The organism is Pectobacterium araliae (assembly GCF_037076465.1).
GTDB classification, from domain to species: domain Bacteria; phylum Pseudomonadota; class Gammaproteobacteria; order Enterobacterales; family Enterobacteriaceae; genus Pectobacterium; species Pectobacterium araliae.
This window is the reverse complement of the sequence record NZ_AP028908.1, coordinates 1,319,469-1,337,852: the sequence shown is the minus strand read 5'-3', so window position 1 is coordinate 1,337,852 and position 18,384 is coordinate 1,319,469. Positions and strand designations below refer to the sequence as shown.

Annotated in this window: 20 protein-coding genes and 1 riboswitch; of the genes, 15 read left to right on the top strand and 5 right to left on the bottom strand. The window is 52.0% G+C overall.

What is annotated here, in order from left to right:
* Positions 1 to 35: 35 nt before the first annotated feature.
* From leuS to lipA, 13 genes are all read left to right on the top strand, one after another.
* On the top strand, positions 36 to 2,618 hold the full coding sequence (leuS, locus tag AACH44_RS05940; RefSeq protein ID WP_261848840.1) for a leucine--tRNA ligase: 2,583 nt from the start codon (positions 36 to 38) through the stop codon (positions 2,616 to 2,618).
* Between the two features lie 14 nt (positions 2,619 to 2,632).
* Entirely contained in the window at positions 2,633 to 3,187 is a 555-nt protein-coding gene (lptE, locus tag AACH44_RS05935) for an LPS assembly lipoprotein LptE (protein ID WP_261848839.1), read from the top strand.
* On the top strand, positions 3,184 to 4,209 hold the full coding sequence (gene holA, locus AACH44_RS05930; protein WP_261848838.1) for a DNA polymerase III subunit delta: 1,026 nt from the start codon (positions 3,184 to 3,186) through the stop codon (positions 4,207 to 4,209). The genes lptE and holA overlap by 4 nt, the downstream gene beginning before the upstream one ends.
* 2 nt (positions 4,210 to 4,211) lie before the next feature.
* Positions 4,212 to 4,865: a nicotinate-nucleotide adenylyltransferase gene (gene nadD / locus AACH44_RS05925; RefSeq protein WP_261848837.1), complete on the top strand. Its 654-nt coding sequence runs from the start codon at positions 4,212 to 4,214 to the stop codon at positions 4,863 to 4,865.
* Positions 4,866 to 5,059: 194 nt separating this feature from the next.
* Positions 5,060 to 5,377 carry a ribosome silencing factor gene (gene rsfS, locus AACH44_RS05920; protein ID WP_261848836.1) on the top strand — a complete coding sequence of 106 codons (318 nt, stop codon included), beginning with the start codon at positions 5,060 to 5,062 and terminating at the stop codon, positions 5,375 to 5,377.
* 1 nt (position 5,378) lies between these two features.
* A complete protein-coding gene (gene rlmH, locus AACH44_RS05915; protein WP_005976291.1) occupies positions 5,379 to 5,849 on the top strand; it encodes a 23S rRNA (pseudouridine(1915)-N(3))-methyltransferase RlmH in 471 nt (156 codons plus the stop codon).
* Between the two features lie 33 nt (positions 5,850 to 5,882).
* On the top strand, positions 5,883 to 7,787 hold the full coding sequence (gene mrdA / locus AACH44_RS05910; protein ID WP_261848835.1) for a peptidoglycan DD-transpeptidase MrdA: 1,905 nt from the start codon (positions 5,883 to 5,885) through the stop codon (positions 7,785 to 7,787).
* 9 nt (positions 7,788 to 7,796) lie between these two features.
* On the top strand, positions 7,797 to 8,909 hold the full coding sequence (gene mrdB, locus AACH44_RS05905; RefSeq protein ID WP_107168308.1) for a peptidoglycan glycosyltransferase MrdB: 1,113 nt from the start codon (positions 7,797 to 7,799) through the stop codon (positions 8,907 to 8,909).
* A 13-nt stretch (positions 8,910 to 8,922) separates the two neighbouring features.
* Complete coding sequence (gene rlpA / locus AACH44_RS05900; protein ID WP_261848834.1) at positions 8,923 to 10,038, top strand: endolytic peptidoglycan transglycosylase RlpA; 1,116 nt, start codon at positions 8,923 to 8,925, stop codon at positions 10,036 to 10,038.
* A gap of 166 nt (positions 10,039 to 10,204) precedes the next feature.
* Positions 10,205 to 11,416: a D-alanyl-D-alanine carboxypeptidase DacA gene (dacA, locus tag AACH44_RS05895; RefSeq protein WP_261848833.1), complete on the top strand. Its 1,212-nt coding sequence runs from the start codon at positions 10,205 to 10,207 to the stop codon at positions 11,414 to 11,416.
* Between the two features lie 151 nt (positions 11,417 to 11,567).
* Entirely contained in the window at positions 11,568 to 11,831 is a 264-nt protein-coding gene (ybeD, locus tag AACH44_RS05890; protein WP_005976281.1) for a DUF493 family protein YbeD, read from the top strand.
* A gap of 121 nt (positions 11,832 to 11,952) precedes the next feature.
* Entirely contained in the window at positions 11,953 to 12,636 is a 684-nt protein-coding gene (gene lipB / locus AACH44_RS05885) for a lipoyl(octanoyl) transferase LipB (RefSeq protein WP_261848832.1), read from the top strand.
* 227 nt (positions 12,637 to 12,863) lie between these two features.
* A complete protein-coding gene (gene lipA / locus AACH44_RS05880; protein ID WP_261848831.1) occupies positions 12,864 to 13,829 on the top strand; it encodes a lipoyl synthase in 966 nt (321 codons plus the stop codon).
* An 82-nt stretch (positions 13,830 to 13,911) separates the two neighbouring features.
* Here lipA and tatA read toward each other — a convergent pair whose 3' ends face one another.
* Positions 13,912 to 14,109 carry a Sec-independent protein translocase subunit TatA gene (gene tatA / locus AACH44_RS05875; protein ID WP_261848830.1) on the bottom strand — a complete coding sequence of 66 codons (198 nt, stop codon included), beginning with the start codon at positions 14,107 to 14,109 and terminating at the stop codon, positions 13,912 to 13,914.
* A gap of 230 nt (positions 14,110 to 14,339) precedes the next feature.
* A riboswitch (Fluoride riboswitch) is annotated at positions 14,340 to 14,444 on the top strand.
* Positions 14,445 to 14,529: 85 nt separating this feature from the next.
* On the opposite strand from tatA, the gene crcB reads away from it, so the two are divergent.
* Positions 14,530 to 14,913 carry a fluoride efflux transporter CrcB gene (gene crcB, locus AACH44_RS05870; protein ID WP_261848829.1) on the top strand — a complete coding sequence of 128 codons (384 nt, stop codon included), beginning with the start codon at positions 14,530 to 14,532 and terminating at the stop codon, positions 14,911 to 14,913.
* Between the two features lie 87 nt (positions 14,914 to 15,000).
* Here crcB and AACH44_RS05865 read toward each other — a convergent pair whose 3' ends face one another.
* The 3 genes from AACH44_RS05865 to cspE all read right to left on the bottom strand — a co-directional run bounded on the left by AACH44_RS05865 (position 15,001) and on the right by cspE (position 17,103).
* Complete coding sequence (locus AACH44_RS05865; protein ID WP_338659245.1) at positions 15,001 to 15,768, bottom strand: group II intron maturase-specific domain-containing protein; 768 nt, start codon at positions 15,766 to 15,768, stop codon at positions 15,001 to 15,003.
* A complete protein-coding gene (locus AACH44_RS05860; RefSeq protein WP_338659246.1) occupies positions 15,765 to 16,388 on the bottom strand; it encodes a reverse transcriptase domain-containing protein in 624 nt (207 codons plus the stop codon). Before AACH44_RS05860 ends, AACH44_RS05865 begins: the two co-directional genes overlap by 4 nt.
* Positions 16,389 to 16,893: 505 nt before the next feature.
* Positions 16,894 to 17,103: a transcription antiterminator/RNA stability regulator CspE gene (gene cspE, locus AACH44_RS05855; RefSeq protein WP_005976270.1), complete on the bottom strand. Its 210-nt coding sequence runs from the start codon at positions 17,101 to 17,103 to the stop codon at positions 16,894 to 16,896.
* 218 nt (positions 17,104 to 17,321) lie between these two features.
* Here cspE and AACH44_RS05850 point away from each other — a divergent pair, with 218 nt between their 5' ends.
* Positions 17,322 to 18,032 (top strand): aspartate/glutamate racemase family protein, encoded by a 711-nt coding sequence (locus AACH44_RS05850; protein ID WP_261848217.1) that lies wholly within the window; start codon positions 17,322 to 17,324, stop codon positions 18,030 to 18,032.
* Positions 18,033 to 18,196: 164 nt separating this feature from the next.
* On the opposite strand, the gene ypfM is transcribed toward AACH44_RS05850, so the two are convergent.
* Positions 18,197 to 18,256 carry a protein YpfM gene (gene ypfM, locus AACH44_RS21195; RefSeq protein ID WP_137739554.1) on the bottom strand — a complete coding sequence of 20 codons (60 nt, stop codon included), beginning with the start codon at positions 18,254 to 18,256 and terminating at the stop codon, positions 18,197 to 18,199.
* Positions 18,257 to 18,384 lie beyond the last annotated feature (128 nt).

Below are 18,384 nucleotides of genomic sequence, written 5' to 3'. Positions count from 1 at the left end.
TAGCAATTCTTAACTAAACAGGACCCCTGGCAGCCATGCAAGAGCAATACCGCCCAGAAGAGATAGAAGCGGACGTCCAGCTTCACTGGCAAGAGAAGCAGACATTTAAAGTCACCGAACAGCCTGGCAAGGAAAAATACTATTGCCTTTCCATGCTACCTTACCCTTCTGGTCGACTACATATGGGCCACGTCCGTAACTACACCATCGGTGACGTGATTTCCCGCTATCAGCGCATGTTGGGCAAAAACGTTCTGCAACCGATCGGTTGGGATGCGTTTGGTCTGCCAGCAGAAGGGGCTGCGGTCAAAAATAATACCGCGCCAGCGCCCTGGACCTATGCCAACATCGATTACATGAAAAACCAGCTCAAACTGCTGGGCTTTGGCTATGATTGGGATCGTGAAGTCGCGACCTGTAAACCAGACTACTACCGCTGGGAACAGTGGTTCTTCACCAAGTTGTACGAAAAAGGTCTGGTGTATAAAAAAACCTCTGCCGTTAACTGGTGCCCGAACGATCAGACCGTCTTGGCGAACGAACAGGTTATCGACGGCTGCTGCTGGCGCTGTGACACCAAAGTCGAACGCAAAGAAATTCCACAGTGGTTTATCAAAATCACCGCTTACGCAGACCAACTGCTGAACGATCTGGATACGCTGGAAAGCTGGCCTGAGCAGGTCAAAACCATGCAACGTAACTGGATCGGTCGTTCTGAAGGTGTGGAAATCACCTTTGATGTGGCGGCCAGTGAAGAGAAACTGAGCGTTTACACCACGCGCCCAGACACGTTCATGGGCGTGACCTACGTTGCTGTTGCCGCCGGTCACCCTCTCGCTGCGCAAGCTGCTGCAACCAACCCAGCGCTGGCCGATTTCATTGCTGAATGCCGTAATACCAAAGTCGCCGAAGCCGATATGGCGACGATGGAGAAAAAAGGCATGGCCACTGGCCTGCATGCGATTCACCCGCTGAACGGTGAGAAAGTCGCTATCTGGGTCGCCAACTTCGTCCTGATGGAATACGGTACAGGCGCAGTCATGGCCGTTCCGGGCCACGACCAGCGCGACTGGGAATTTGCCACCAAATACGATCTGTCCATCAAGCCGGTTATTCTCAATGCCGACGGCAGTGAACCTGACCTGTCCGCCGAGGCGATGACCGAAAAGGGCAATCTGTTCAATTCCGGCGAATTTGACGGTCTGGATTTCGAAGCTGGATTCAATGCCATTGCCGATAAGCTGGTAGAAAAAGGCATCGGCGAGCGTAAAGTCAACTATCGCCTGCGCGATTGGGGTGTCTCCCGTCAGCGCTACTGGGGCGCGCCCATTCCGATGGTGACGTTGGAAGATGGCACCGTTATCCCGACGCCAGAAGATCAGTTGCCAGTGATCCTGCCAGAAGATGTCGTGATGGATGGCATCACCAGCCCGCTGAAATCTAACCCAGAATGGGCGAAGACCACCGTTAACGGTCAGCCAGCACTGCGTGAAACGGATACGTTCGACACCTTTATGGAATCCTCCTGGTACTACGCACGCTATACTTGCCCACAGTACGATCAGGGGATGTTAGATCCGGCTGCCGCCAACTACTGGTTGCCCGTTGACCAATATGTCGGCGGTATCGAACACGCCATCATGCACCTGATGTATTTCCGCTTCTTCCACAAACTGATGCGCGACGCAGGTCTGGTTACGTCTGATGAACCGGCCAAACGCCTGCTGTGTCAGGGTATGGTGCTGGCGGATGCTTTCTATTATCTGGGTAATAACGGCGAACGCATCTGGGTTTCTCCGACCGACGTTACCGTTGAACGTGATGAGAAAGGACGCATCGTCAAAGCCGTCGATAACGAAGGCCGTGACGTGGTTTACGCGGGTATGAGCAAAATGTCGAAGTCCAAAAACAACGGCATCGACCCGCAGGTCATGGTAGAGAAATACGGTGCGGATACGGTTCGTCTGTTCATGATGTTTGCTTCTCCGGCAGAAATGACGCTGGAATGGCAGGAATCCGGCGTAGAAGGCGCAAACCGCTTCCTGAAACGCGTCTGGAGACAAGCCTTTGAGCACACAGAGAAAGGTGCAGTAGTGGCGCTGGATGTCGCCACACTGACCGCAGATCAGAAGTCACTGCGCCGCGATCTGCACAAAACGATCGCTAAAGTGACCGATGATATCGGCCGTCGCCAGACCTTCAACACCGCGATCGCCGCCATCATGGAGCTGATGAACAAGCTGGCGAAAGCGCCGCAGGACAGCGATCAGGATCGCGCGCTGACGCAGGAAACACTGCTGGCCGTCGTTCGTATGCTCTATCCGTTTACGCCGCACGTTTGCTTCACACTGTGGCAGGCGCTGCAAGGTGAAGGCGATGTGGATACCGCGCCGTGGCCGGTTGCGGATGAGAACGCGATGGTGGAAGACTCCAAACTGGTCGTCGTTCAGGTTAACGGTAAAGTACGGGGTAAAATTACCGTTGCCGCTGACGCCAGCGAAGAACAGGTTCGCGAACGCGCTGCTCAGGAACCGCTGGTCGCGAAATATCTGGACGGCGTCACGGTTCGTAAAGTGATTTATGTCCCTGGCAAACTGCTTAACCTGGTTGTGGGTTAAGGCAAGGAGGAACTGTGCGACATCGTCTATTCACGTTGTTGCTGGGGCTGGCGGTGTTAATCACCGCTGGCTGCGGTTTTCATCTGCGCGGCACGACACAAGTGCCTGCGCAGTTACAAACACTCGTCGTCGACAGCAATGACCCTTATGGTCCGCTAACACGTGCGGTACGCGAGCAGCTCCGTCTCAGCGATGTAAAAATTGTTGACGATGCGACGCGTCAGGATATCCCGTCTCTGCGGGTACTGGGCTCAAGCGAAACGCGCGATACCGTCTCTATTTTTCAGGACGGTAAAACAGCGGAGTACCAGATGGTGCTGACGTTGCAGGCGCAGGTGCTGATGCCGGGCGAAGATATTTATCCGATCAGCGTGACAGTGTTCCGCACGTTCTTTGATAACCCGCTGGCTGCACTGGCGAAAGATGCCGAACAGGACATCGTCCGTCAGGAAATGCGAGAGCAGGCTGCCCAACAGTTGGTGCGTAAATTGCTGACCATAAACGGTAGTCAGGAAGTCAAAAATCGGTTGCAGTCCACTGATTCACCTACTGCCACTAAGCGTTCATGATTCGGCTTTACCCCGAACAACTCACCGCGCAGCTCCATGAGGGGCTGCGCGGTTGTTATTTAGTCTTTGGTTCAGACCCGCTCCTGCTGCAAGAAAGTCTCGATAACATCAAGCGCGTCGCTCAACAGCACGAATTCAGCGAGCATTTCAGCTTCATTCTGGATCTGCATACCGACTGGGATGCGATTTTTAGTACCTGTCAGGCGCTCAGCCTGTTTGCCTCACGCCAATCGCTTTTACTGGTCTTGCCGGAAAACGGCCCGAATGCCGCGATGGGTGAAAATCTGGTTAAGCTCTCTGGATTATTGCACCCGGATATTTTGTTGATTCTGCGTGGTCATAAGCTGACCAAAGCGCAGGAAAACAGCGCCTGGTTTAAAGCGCTGGCACAAGACAGTGTCTATATCAATTGCCTGACACCAGAACAAACACAGCTTCCCCGTTGGGTTGCTCAGCGAGCCAAATCCATGAAGTTGACGCTGGATGAACAGGCCACGCAGCTCATTTGCTATTGCTATGAAGGCAACCTTCTCGCACTGTCTCAGGCATTAGAACGGCTAGCGCTGCTGTATCCCGATGGCAAGCTGACCTTGCCACGCGTAGAAAATGCGGTAAACGATGCCGCTCACTTCACGCCTTTCCACTGGCTTGATGCATTGTTGGCAGGTAAAGCCAAACGCGCCTGGCACATTTTGCAGCAGCTAAAACAGGAAGATTGCGAACCTGTCATTTTGCTGCGCACGCTACAGCGCGAGCTACTACAGCTGTTGGCGCTGAAACGGCGCATGTCAGACACGCCACTACGTACGTTATTCGATCAGCAAAAAGTGTGGCAAAACCGGCGTGATCTGCTCACTCAGGCATTACAGCGGCTCTCCCTTCAGCAGTTACAGCAGGCCGTGCGATTACTGACGCAGGTGGAAATAACCCTAAAGCAAGACTATGGTCAGTCCGTTTGGTCTGAACTAGAATCGCTTGCCATGCTGCTGTGCGGCAAGGCCTTGCCGGAGGCATTCATCTGAATATGTCACCCACAGCGCCATCGCTGACCGCGTTTTTTGGCGGCACGTTCGACCCCATTCATTATGGCCACCTTCAACCGGTGACCGCGCTGGCAAAACTCGTGGGACTGACTAACATCGTCCTGATGCCCAATAATGTTCCACCGCACCGACAGCAGCCCGAAGCCAGCTCTCGGCAGCGTTTTCATATGGCTGAGCTGGCCGTTGAAGATAATCCACTCTTTACCGTGGACGATCGAGAACTACAGCGACAAACCCCCTCCTATACCATCGAGACACTGGAAGCACTGCGGGCGGAAAAAGGCTCTAATACGCCGCTGGGATTTATCATCGGACAGGACTCACTGCTGACGCTACATCGTTGGCACCGCTGGCAAGATCTACTCAGCGTTTGCCATTTGCTGGTGTGCGCTCGCCCCGGCTATCGCTCGGCGATGGAAACTCCCGAATTACAAAAGTGGCTGGACGATCATCTGACGCACACGCCGGACGATCTTCATCAGCAATCACACGGGCGAATCTTTTTGGCAGACACCCCACTGGTCACCATTTCTGCCACGGAGATTCGCCAACGGCGACAGCACGGTCTGGACTGTCACGATTTATTGCCTCCCATCGTACTCAACTACATCGACGAACACGGCCTGTACCAATAGCGCAGGTTTTCCCATCCATCAGCCACGGGCTTTATACCACTCGGCAAAAGTGCGTGATATACTCCGCGGCTGGTTTCAATCACCGGGAAAAGCGGGAATTTTCGGCAATTATTCGGTGATTTACCTTTTTCTTAAACCATTCAGCGCCACACGCGTTCATCAGTGACTGACAGAACGCGATTGAGGGGGAACCTTTGCAAGGTCAAGCACTCCAAGACTTCGTTATTGATAAGGTCGATGACTTAAAAGCCCAGGATATCGTTGCACTCAACGTCCAGGGCAAGTCCAGCATCACCGATTACATGGTTATCTGTACGGGCACCTCTACGCGCCATGTCGCGTCTATTGCCGATCACGTCGTGCAATCCTCACGCGCCGCGGGTTTGATCCCACTCGGAGTAGAAGGTGAAAACGCCGCTGACTGGGTTGTTGTCGATTTAGGTGACGTGATGGTTCATGTCATGCAAGAAGAAAGCCGTCAGTTGTACGAATTGGAAAAACTGTGGGGCTAGCATGAAACTGCAACTGGTCGCCGTTGGCACCAAAATGCCCGACTGGGTGCAGACTGGTTTCACCGATTATCTGCGACGCTTCCCGAAGGACATGCCTTTCGAATTACTCGAAATTCCGGCGGGGAAGCGGGGTAAAAATGCGGATATTAAACGCATTCTGGAGCGCGAAGGCGAACAGATGCTGGCTGCGGTGGGCAAAGGCAACCGTATTGTTACGCTAGATATTCCAGGTACGCGCTGGGAAACGCCACAGTTGGCGCAGCAGCTTGAGCGCTGGAAACAGGATGGGCGCGATGTCAGTCTGCTGATTGGCGGGCCAGAAGGGCTTTCGCCAGAATGCAAAGCCGCAGCGGAACAAAGCTGGTCGCTCTCGCCATTAACGCTGCCGCACCCTCTCGTTCGCGTACTGGTGGCAGAGAGCCTGTATCGTGCATGGAGCATTACGACTAATCACCCTTACCATCGGGAGTAAGGCGATATGATGAAACATGTGAAATAACACTGGATGAAAGTAGAACGCAAACCCTTTCGTGATTATACGGCGGAGTCCGCTCTGTTCGTGCGCCGTGCTTTGGTAGCCTTCCTGGGCATTTTGCTGCTTTCTGGTGTATTAGTCGTTAATCTTTATCATCTGCAAATTTTGCGTGTCGATGACTATCGCACTCGCTCTAACGAAAACCGTATTAAGCTGGTTCCTATCGCGCCCAGCCGCGGCATTATCTACGATCGTAATGGCACGCCGCTGGCGTTGAACCGCACCATTTACCAATTAGAACTGGTGCCTGACAAAGTCGACAACCTGAAAGAAACGTTGGAAGCGCTACGTCCCATCGTTAATTTGACCGATGACGATCTGGAAAATTTTGAAAAAGAACGCAAGCGTTCACGCCGTTTTACCTCCATTCCAGTAAAAACTGGGCTTGATGAGATTCAGGTCGCCCGTTTTGCCGTCAACCAATACCGCTTTCCTGGCGTGGAAGTTAAAGGTTATCAACGCCGCTATTACCCTTACGGTTCTGCGTTAACGCATGTCACGGGCTATGTCTCCAAAATTAACGATAAAGACGTAGAACGGCTGACCAAAGAAGAAAAAATTGCCGATTACGCCGCCACGCGTGATATTGGCAAGCTCGGTATCGAACGTCATTACGAAGACCTGCTGCACGGCAAACCCGGTTATGAAGAAGTTGAAGTGAACAACCGCGGCCGCGTGATCCGCCAACTCCACGAACAGCCCCCGCAGGCTGGGCGTGATATTTATCTAACGTTGGATCTGAGCCTACAAATCTACATCGAGAAACTGCTGGAAGGTAGCCGCGCCGCCGTCATTGTCACCGATCCACGCGACGGCGGTATTCTGGCGATGGTTTCCACGCCCAGTTACGACCCCAATCTGTTTGTCGACGGGATTTCCACCAAAAATTATACCAAACTACAAAACGATCCCAATCGTCCATTGATCAATCGTGCAACGCAGGGCATTTATCCTCCGGCCTCCACCGTTAAACCCTATATCGCGGTTTCCGCCCTGACGGCTGGCGTTATCACCACTAACACTAGCCTGTTTGATCCTGGCTGGTGGCAATTACCCGGCTCCGAAAAGCGCTTCCGCGACTGGAAAAAATGGGGACATGGCCGTCTTAACCTCACCAAATCACTGGAAGAATCTGCGGATACCTTCTTCTATCAGGTCGCTTATGACATGGGAATCGATCGCCTATCTGAATGGATGAATAAATTTGGTTATGGCGAGAAAACCGGCATTGATATTTCGGAAGAAAGCGCTGGCAACATGCCAACCCGTGAGTGGAAACTCAGGCGATTTAAGAAACCCTGGTATCAGGGAGATACGATCCCCGTCGGGATTGGCCAAGGCTACTGGACGGCAACACCTATCCAGATGAATAAGGCACTGGTCACGCTCATCAACGACGGCCAGGTCAAAACGCCACACCTGCTTTATAGCTCACGGGAAAATGGCGCTATCGTGCCTTTCCGACAGACTGAGAATCAGCAGATTGGCAATATCCACTCTGGCTATTGGGAAGTGGCGAAGGACGGGATGTATGGCGTAGCGAATCGCGCTAACGGCACCGCACACAAGAGTTTCGATGATGCACCCTATAAGATCGCGGCAAAATCCGGTACGGCGCAGGTTTTCGGCCTGAAAGAAAACGAAACCTATAATGCGCATAAGATCGCAGAGCATCTGCGTGACCATAAATTAATGGTCGCCTTTGCCCCGTATAAGGATCCAAAAGTCGCGATGTCGATTATTCTGGAAAACGGTGGGGCGGGTCCGACCGTGGGCGTTATCACTCGCCAGATCCTTGATCATATCCTGCTGGGTGATAACAATACCGATTTACCCAGCGCGCCGCCTGCGCCGCCGGGTAGCGAGAGTGAGTAACAGACATTCATGACCGATAGCCAACAAAAGGGTTCGTTCTGGGCGAAAATCCACATCGACCTCCCGTTTCTTCTCTGCATCCTGGCACTGCTGGGCTATAGCCTATTTGTCTTATGGAGCGCGAGCGGACAGGACGTCGGCATGATGGAGCGAAAAGTCGTTCAAATCGTGCTAGGGTTTACGGTAATGATCGTGATGGCGCAAATTCCGCCTCGCGTCTATGAAGGCTGGGCTCCCTACCTCTATGTAGTTTGTGTCATTTTGCTGCTTATCGTAGATATTTTCGGACAAATAAGTAAAGGCGCACAGCGCTGGCTGGATTTAGGTTTTATCCGCTTCCAGCCATCGGAAATAGCCAAGATCGCCGTGCCATTGATGGTTGCCCGTTTTATTAACCGTGATATGTGTCCACCGTCGCTAAAAAATACGGCGATCGCGTTGATCCTGATTTTTGTTCCTACGCTGCTGGTTGCCGCACAGCCGGATTTAGGCACCTCGATCCTGATTGCATTATCTGGCCTGTTTGTGCTTTTTCTCGCGGGTATGAGCTGGAGCTTGATTGGCATCGCCGTGCTGCTACTCGCCGCGTTTATTCCGATACTCTGGTTCTTCCTGATGCACGATTATCAACGTGCCAGGGTCATGATGCTGCTCGATCCAGAAAGCGATCCGCTCGGTGCGGGATACCATATTATTCAGTCGAAAATTGCGATAGGCTCAGGTGGCCTGTCTGGCAAAGGCTGGCTGCATGGCACACAGTCTCAGTTAGAGTTTCTGCCGGAGCGGCACACTGACTTTATCTTTGCTGTGTTAGCAGAAGAGCTTGGATTAATCGGCGTCTTGATTCTACTCGCGATGTATCTGTTCATGATTATGCGCGGTCTGGTCATTGCCGCTAATGCGCAAACCTCGTTCGGCCGAGTGATGGTCGGCGGGCTGATGTTAATTCTGTTTTTCTATGTTTTCGTCAATATCGGGATGGTCAGCGGTATACTTCCCGTCGTTGGCGTACCGCTACCGCTAATCAGCTACGGCGGATCGGCGCTGGTCGTTTTAATGGCGGGATTCGGTATCGTCATGTCGATACATACTCACCGCAAACTGCTATCCAAGAATTTATAATACGAGGTGAGCGATGCGTAAGGATTGGCTTTGGGTCGGCGTAGCAACTCTGGCGCTTGCGGCCTGTACCACAACGGAACAGCGGCAGCCTGCACCGCCCGTTACACAGGTTTACAGCGGCCCGACGGAAGAGATTGGCGGCGCGGAACCGCGTTATGAACCCTACAATCAGGGTACGTTGCAAGACTACAGCGTCAAAGGCAAGAGCTATAAAATTGTCAAAGATCCACAAAACTTTAGTGAGACAGGCTTAGCCGCATGGTACGGCGAGGAGGCCAACGGCAACCGCACGTCAATCGGCGAAACGTTTGACCCTAACGCGATAACGGCCGCTCACCCAACGCTGCCACTGCCAAGCTATGTCCGCGTCACCAACCTGAGCAACGGCCGCCGTCTGGTTGTACGCGTCAACGATCGCGGGCCCTATACGCCGGGCAGGATTATCGATCTGTCGAAGGCCGCAGGCGATCGGCTGAATATCTCGAACAATACCAAAGTGAAAGTGGATTTCATCAACGTCGCGCCAGACGGCACGCTTTCCGGTCCCGGAACCGTGGGCACCACCGTCGCCAAGCAAAGCTTCGCTCTGCCGGAACGTCCGAGCTTCGGTGCCAGCGGGCTGGGTACACCCATGATGGAAACCACTTCCCCCACGCCCAATAGCGCCGTGCGCCCGATCAGTAATAGCAGCCTGAGTGCGCCAGCAGAAAGCATGCAACCGCCGAGCAGCACGCCATCGCACAGCGGCGGTTTTTTGGGTGCGCCTTCCGCGTTGCGTGCTGGCGTGGTTGAGTCCAGCATAACGCCAACATCAACACCACCCGCTGCTGCGCCAATGAACATCGCGCCAGCGGCGACGGTTGCCGCTCCTGTGGCTGCAACATCTTCCACCGCGGGTCGCTATGTGGTTCAAGTCGGTGCACTGAGCGATCAGCAGCGCGCGCAAACCTGGCAGCGTAGCCTGAGTGAACGCTTCCACGTGGCGGGTAAGGTCACCGCGAGTGGTGGGCTGTACCGTATCCAACTGGGACCATTCCAGAATCGTCAGCAAGCCGCTGAACTTCAACAACGTTTGTCAGTCGAAGCTCAGCAGCAGTCGTTTATCACCGCCGCACCCGGTACGCTCTAGTCACGGATAATCGGCAGGCTCACGCAGCGAAAGCGGCGGCTATGGCATTGAACATACCGCCCTTTTGCAAAATCACGTAACGTAATGCCTGATGCCTGCCCATTCCTCATCTGCTATAGTGTGGCTCGTTTTTTAACTTATACCCACGGATGTTGTTGTTCCAATCATGAATACTGTAAACACGTCTCGTTTTACTAAGCGTACTGCGCTTGGCGCACTGCTCGTCATTAGTGCCTCTTCCTTTGCCTATGCCGAAGATATCAATCTTAAAACGATGATCCCCGGCGTCCCGCAAATCGATGCTGAATCCTACATCCTGATTGATTACAACTCTGGGAAAGTGTTGGCGGAAATGAATGCCGACACGCGCCGCGATCCAGCCAGCTTAACGAAAATGATGACCAGCTATGTTATTGGTCAGGCGATTAAATCAGGAAAAATCGGCCCGAACGACATCGTTACCGTCAGTAAAGATGCGTGGGCAACCGGTAATCCGACTTTCCAGGGCTCTTCCCTGATGTTCCTGAAGCCAGGCGACCGTGTTCCTGTTTCCCAACTGAATCGCGGTATTATCCTGCAATCTGGTAACGATGCCTGTGTCGCGATGGCCGACTACGTTGCAGGCAGCCAGGATGCTTTCGTCAACCTGATGAACGGTTACGTGAAAGCGCTGGGGCTGCAAAACACCCATTTTGAAACCGTACACGGTCTTGATGCGCCGGGTCAGTTCAGTTCGGCACGTGATATGGCGTTGATCGGTCAGGCGCTGATCCGCGATGTGCCAGAAGAGTACGCAACCTACAAAGAAAAAGAGTTCACGTTCAACAATATTCGCCAGCCTAACCGGAACGGCTTACTGTGGGATTCCAGCCTGAATGTCGATGGCATCAAAACGGGCCATACGTCATCAGCGGGCTTTAATCTGGTCGCTTCGGCAACAGAAGGTCAGATGCGCCTGATCTCGGCGGTACTGGGTGGACGCAATGCTAAAGGGCGTGAATCAGAAAGTAAGAAACTGCTAACCTGGGGCTTCCGCTTCTTTGAAACCGTTGCGCCGTTGAAAGCAGGTAAAGAATTCGCGTCTGAACCCGTCTGGTTTGGCGATAGCGACCGCGTTGCGCTAGGCGTGGAGAAAGATGCCTACCTGACCATTCCACGTGGCCGTATGAAAGATCTGAAAGCCAGCTATGTGCTGGACAACACGGAACTGCATGCGCCATTAGCCAAAAACCAGGTTGTGGGTTCTATCAACTTCCAGTTGGATGGTAAAACCATCGATCAGCGCCCACTGGTCGTCATGAACGAAGTGAAAGAAGGCGGGATCTTTGGCCGCATGATCGACTACATCAAACTGATGTTCCATCACTGGTTCGGCTAATCCCCCTCTTGTATGGGGTCAAAACGCCCCCATATAAATACCATCCATAACTCCCGCACAACGCGGGAGTTATATTTTTTAGTATAATGTCATTATATCGTGGCTAATACCGTCGGAATAATGCCGATGTATTACCTTTTCTGGAGCGCAAATGAAAACCAAATTAAACGAATTGCTTGAATTCCCTTGTGTTTTTACCTACAAAGTCATGGGCGAGGCAAAACCGGAGTTAGTCGATCTGGTCGTTGAAGTGGTACAGCGTCATGCGCCTGGCGACTACACCCCGCAGATCAAACCCAGCAGCAAAGGGAACTATCATTCGGTTTCCATCACCATCACTGCGACTCACATTGAGCAGGTGGAAACGCTGTATGAAGAGCTGGGTAACATCGATATCGTGCGCATGGTTCTGTAAGGCAATCGCGTTCTGAAAAAAAACGAGCGGGAAAACCGGTAGAGCACGACATAATTTTGCAACGTGCTGTTCGCTGAGGCCTCCCGCCGTTATAATCCCCCCACCTTTCCTTAACCTGAAGATGACACACTTGCTACAGGATAAGATCATCGTACGCCAATTTGGCGTACAGCCGTATGAGCCCGTCTCTCTGGCGATGCATAATTTCACCGACCGACGTGATGATAAAACCCCAGATGAAATTTGGCTGGTTCAGCATCCCCGCGTATTCACGCAGGGCCAAGCAGGCAAAGCCGAACATATCCTTATGCCCGGCGATATTCCCGTGATTCAGAGCGACAGAGGTGGTCAGGTGACGTACCACGGCCCCGGTCAGCAGGTTATGTACGTGTTGATTGACCTAAAGCGCCGTAAGTTCGGCGTACGCCAACTCGTCACCGCGATAGAAGATACCGTAATTGGTACACTGGCACACTTCCAGGTCGAAGCCCATGCGCGCCCTGATGCGCCCGGCGTCTATGTGGGTGAGCGTAAAATCTGTTCGCTGGGGCTACGTATTCGCAAAGGCTGCTCTTTTCATGGGCTGGCGCTGAATATCGCCATGGATCTCTCTCCTTTCCTGCGCATCAACCCGTGTGGTTACGCCGGTATGGAGATGACGCAGCTAAGCGATCTAGTACCAGGCGTCACGCTGGATGATACCGCGTCCGTGCTAGTGAACACCTTTTTGCAGTTAGTCGGCTATTCCGCACCCGAATTTATCCCGTGGAATCTAGACACGCAGGGTGAGCCACTTTCTGGTTGACGTGATTCATCCTGTCAATAAAAATCTGTCAGTTAGACGATCGCTTTTTGATAAATTACATTTTATTCACATAATTTCTTCATTTTGATCGTGCAAGGGCTGATTGTGGTTAGGCAAGATGATATAATTTTTAGAGTTTTTTAAAAAAAAGTTTAACCAAAAACATAATCCTTTGAATTTGGATAACAAATTTAAAGAAACGATTCAGAACTGGAACTTACGCAAACATGAGTAAACCGATTCAGATCGAACGCGGTGTCAAATACCGCGATGCCGATAAGATGGCGCTAATCCCGGTACGTACCGTCGTTACCGAACGCCAAGAGATTCTGCGCAAACCTGAATGGATGAAGATTAAACTTCCAGCGGATTCGAGCCGTATACAGGGAATCAAAGCGGCCATGCGCAAAAACGGGTTGCACTCAGTTTGCGAAGAAGCGTCCTGTCCGAATCTGGCAGAGTGTTTCAACCACGGCACGGCTACCTTCATGATCCTGGGTGCCATTTGTACACGTCGCTGCCCGTTCTGTGACGTTGCCCACGGCCGCCCGATTGCGCCGGATGCCAATGAGCCTGAGAAACTGGCACAGACCATCCATGACATGGGTCTACGCTATGTCGTGATTACCTCCGTTGACCGTGATGACCTGCGCGACGGTGGAGCTCAGCACTTTGCCGATTGTATTAGCGCCATTCGCCGCAAGAATCCGAATATCCGTATCGAAACGCTGGTGCCAGACTTCCGCGGTCGTATGGATCGCGCGTTAGAGATCCTGACCGCCACGCCGCCGGATGTGTTCAACCACAATCTGGAAAACGTACCGCGCGTTTATCGTCAGGTTCGCCCTGGCGCAAACTATGAATGGTCACTGAAGCTGCTGGAAAACTTCAAGAGCGCGCATCCCGACATCCCCACCAAATCTGGCCTGATGGTGGGATTGGGGGAAACCAATGCGGAAATCGTGGAAGTCATGCGCGACCTGCGTCGCCACGGTGTAACAATGCTGACGCTGGGGCAATACTTACAGCCGAGCCGCCATCACCTACCAGTACAACGCTACGTTAGCCCGGATGAGTTCGATGAGATGAAAGCCGAAGCGATGGCGATGGGCTTTACCCATGCGGCCTGCGGCCCGTTTGTTCGCTCGTCTTACCATGCTGACTTACAGGCAAAAGGCATCGAAGTAAAATAAGCGCTCATAGTTTTTTACATATTTTTTGTGTGGAATAGAAAACGGACGGCCATTGCCGTCCGTTTTTTTGTGTGGTGTGCCATCAGGATTCTTTACGAGACGAATCATTCAGCGCGGTCGTATCATCCGCCTTCGCAGGCTGATCGTCATTCATCGCCTTTTTGAAGCCTTTAATCGCCGCGCCCAAATCACCGCCTAAGCTACGAAGTTTATTCGTACCGAACAGCAGAATGATTAATGCGCCAATCACCAACAGTTTGGCAATACTGATACCTTCCATACAAACCTACCTGATTACAGAGGCTGGAAACGCCAGCAAACGAGAACGATTTTTGTTGAGAAAACACGTTGTACCTTATGTCCTCTATCTAAAACCTTACGCAGCAGGACACAATCTCCATCTGTAACAAAGTAAGACGCGGCAAAAGCGCTTTCACACGTATTCAGATTGCTTTACAACTTTCACCTCAGCATCACTACAAAAAAATTTTCTGACGGCGTACACTTTCCCCACTACGCGGAGATGACATTCCTCCCTACCCTCGCGCAGCCAAAATGCTGGCATCCTAACGCACAGGGTACAACCGCCAGTCGGCTAATGATGTCTACGGCCATCTCGCAGAGAGGGCGTAGCCCCCTGCCCAACGCTCTTCGAGATTGCAAAAACAATCTAGGTAAAAGCAATCCAAAAAAGGTTTCTATGTTTAGTACATTACTCGCGGTATTTATTGGTGGTGGGGTCGGTAGCGTCGCACGCTGGCAGTTGGGAGTGAAGTTTAACAATCTGTACCCGGCGCTACCTTTGGGCACACTGCTTGCCAACCTGATTGGTGCTTTTGTTATTGGCGGCGCGTTAGCCTACTTCCTGCGCCATCCTCATCTCGATCAGGACTGGAAAATATTGATCACCACCGGGCTATGCGGCGGCCTAACGACATTTTCTACTTTTTCGGCAGAGGTTGTCATGTTCCTGCAAAGCGGACAAGTGGCTGCGGCGGGGTTGCACATACTGTTGAATCTGGTGGGTTCATTGCTTATGACTGCACTGGCGTTTGCATTAGTCACGTGGGTGACAACACATTGACATGACGTGGAATCGAGTAGGAGGCGAGATTACTCCCGCCGTCCTCTCACACCACCGTACGTGCGGTTCCGCATACGGCGGTTCATGTTAACTCTGGAACTGCCGTTGCTGCTCCACTAGTGATATCAAGCCGAGTCGTCTGAACTGCGCCGTCTTTATCGCATCATTCATGTGACTCGACCCCGCGTTCCACCACGCTCCTCGCTGGTTACTCGCCGACCTCCACGCTCGCTTTTCACACAAGCCCGCTCGCATTAGCATTCGGGCTCGCGTATACGTTCGTTTCCATTGCCGCCACAGTAGACTGCGCAGTTTACGCCTGACCCAGCCGTCAATCTTCTCCAGAACTCCTTTTACTTCCGTGTATCTGAAGTAGCTCATCCAGCCTCGCAGTATCGGTGTGAGTTCATTGATTACGCCTTTCACTGATTTCGTCGCGTGCCCTGTCGTCAGGCTACGGATCTTCTCCTTCAGCCTCTCGACACTGCTCCCTGCGATCTTCAGTCGGGTCTGTTTGTGCCGTGTCACGCTGTATCCCAGGAACTTACGCTCCCACGGTCGCGCCACCGCACTCTTCTGCTCATTGACCTTTAGCTTCAGTATGTCTCTCAGGTACACCCTGATTGCCCTAAAGATATGCTCGCCTGCTTTGCGACTGCTCACGTAAATGTTGCAGTCATCCGCATAGCGACAGAAGCTGTGACCTCGACGCTCCAGTTCTTTATCCAGTTCATCCAGCAGAATGTTCGACAGTAGCGGCGACAACGGTCCGCCCTGCGGCATTCCCTTACCTCGCTTCTCTGTCTCGCACCCGTTCGTCATTTCCGCTTCAAGGTAGCGACGTATCAGTTTCAACAGCCGTTTATCCCTGACAGCCTCGCCAGACGTGACATCAAAATGTCATGATCCACCCGGTCAAAGAACTTTTCCAGATCCAGATCGACCACCCAGCGTTTCCCGCTTTGTATGTAGCGCTGTGCCTGTTGCACTGCCTGCCACGCATTGCGGTTACTTCTGAACCCGTAACTCGATTCGCAGAAGTGCGGCTCCACGACCGGACTGAGTTGTTGTGCTATCGCCTGCTGGATAAGCCTGTCCACTACCGTCGGGATACCCAGGGTTCTCACGCCGCCGTCCGGCTTTGGGATATCCACTCTGCGTATCGCCTGCGGCTGGTAGGCGCCCGTAATCAATGCCTGCCTGATACTCGCCCAGTTCTGTTTCAGCCACGGCTTCAACTCCGTCACTTTCAGGTTATCTACCCCTGCCGCGCCGTTGTTTTCCACCACGCGCTGATAGGCCAGCATCAGGTTCTCTCTCGTTATCACCGTTTCCATCGTCAACGGCATTTCCGCTTTCGTTTGCCCACCGACCGCCGTGGGGATTTCAGCACCCTCATGCAGCACTGACGGATACTGTCCGTCTCCTCTGCCGCTGGCCGCAGTGCTCTGCGCTTGTGCCTCATTAATTCCCATCGAGTATCGGTGTCCTAATCACGGTTAATCATGTTCAGCCCTTCATGCTGCCAGTTATGCAGCACTACTACGGCTTCGGCTGACTGCTGCACGTTCATCCCGTCGCCTCTCGACGCTCGGTAGCCCTGAAGCAAACGTGCAGCCCTCCCGGGGTAATTCGCGCGACCTTCCTGCTTATGCCTGTCAGCTTTACGTCACAGCGTTCTGTGCAAGTATTGGGCTTTGATGATATTTGCCACCTTACCCCGCTGTGCCGCCTAAACTGCTTCCTGTTCGTCAGGCCAGCATTTTGCCTTCAGCTTCCTTCAGATCCCACCTCGCGGTGGGCACCCTTGCCGTTCGGCTAACACTTCCCCTTGCCGGGTGTGTAGAGGACTTTCACCGCCAAGTCGCCCCTTGACCACTACAGTCAACGGACAGCGCCCGTCAAGGCGCTACGCGCCATGCCCGGCGCACAAATAAAAAAAAACCCGCCATCGGCGGGTTTTTCACGAAATCGGTATAATTAAATAGCGTTAACGTTAGCAGCAGAAGGACCTTTGGCACCGTCAGTGATTTCGAACTCTACACGCTGACCTTCAGCCAGAGTTTTGAAACCATTGCTCTGGATGGCAGAGAAGTGTACGAACACGTCTTTGCTACCATCTTCTGGAGTAATGAAACCGAAGCCCTTGGACTCATTAAACCACTTAACACTACCTTTAATCTTAGACATCAAACTTACCTTTACATGAATGAAAGACACAAAATCTGTGTCAGGTACAGTACAACAATAGATTGACCTTTTGTCCAGTTGAAGTTGGATAAAAAGTGATAAAAATCGCTAAAAATGTATACCGGATAATCCGGTTGCCCTATTTTAATCCAATGCAGAACGCGGAGAGTTCAGTTCTGGCCGATTCATTACTTTTTATGATATCGAAGGGAGACGCGATGGTAAGTAAAACGCTGGGTTTGATTGGGGGTATGAGTTGGGAATCCACTATCCCGTATTATCGCATGATTAACGAATATGTGAAAAACCAACTGGGTGGCCTACACTCCGCCAAGATCATCCTTCACAGTGTCGATTTTCACGAGATAGAACAATTGCAGTCACAGGGTGATTGGTCGCAGGCCGCTACCGTGCTGGGTAATATCGCCATAGGATTACGTCAAGCGGGGGCAGACGCTATCGTCATCTGTACCAACACCATGCATAAGGTCGCTGATGACGTTGAACGCGCCTGCCAGCGCCCTCTTCTACATATTGCCGATGCCACTGGCGCCAGCCTGAAACAGCACGGAGTAAAGAAAGTGGGTTTACTGGGAACCCGCTACACGATGGAACAAGACTTTTATCGTCAGCGCATTCAGGAACGGTTTGGCGTAGACGTAATTGTTCCCGACCCCGTGGGGAAAGAAGCTGTTAGCCGCATCATTTACGACGAGCTGTGTCTGGGGAACATTAATGACGCATCAAGGCTGGTGTATCGGGACATTATCCAGCAACTCGAACAGCAAGGCGCAGAAGGTATCATTCTTGGCTGTACAGAGATCCCACTGTTAATCAGCGCTCAGGATGCGAAAGTTCCTCTTTTTGATACCAGCAAGCTTCACGCAATTTCCGCCGCGAAATTTGCGCTTAACGAACTATCAATATGAATTAAAAAAAGAAAATAGAATTCATAAGAAAATTAATAATACCCTCTTTTATTTACTCAGGTTTCCTCTTTTCACATAGAAAAAAAGCAGCATTGAGAGACTCAATACTGCTTCTTCATATGATTTTATTCCTGGTATGCAATGATTATCGGTACTTCTTGTTATTATTTGCGTAACATTGCTTCAATAAAATCTTTCCAAGTACTCACTTCTACTTCTACCATGCGAACCTCTTGGTGATTAACGGCGACGCATTATACGCACACTTTTTAATCAGGTAAAAGTGTTATGAAAGTATAAAAAGCGTACTACCGCCTATTTCTGCTACACAGTTCACAGTAGATCTCCCCGC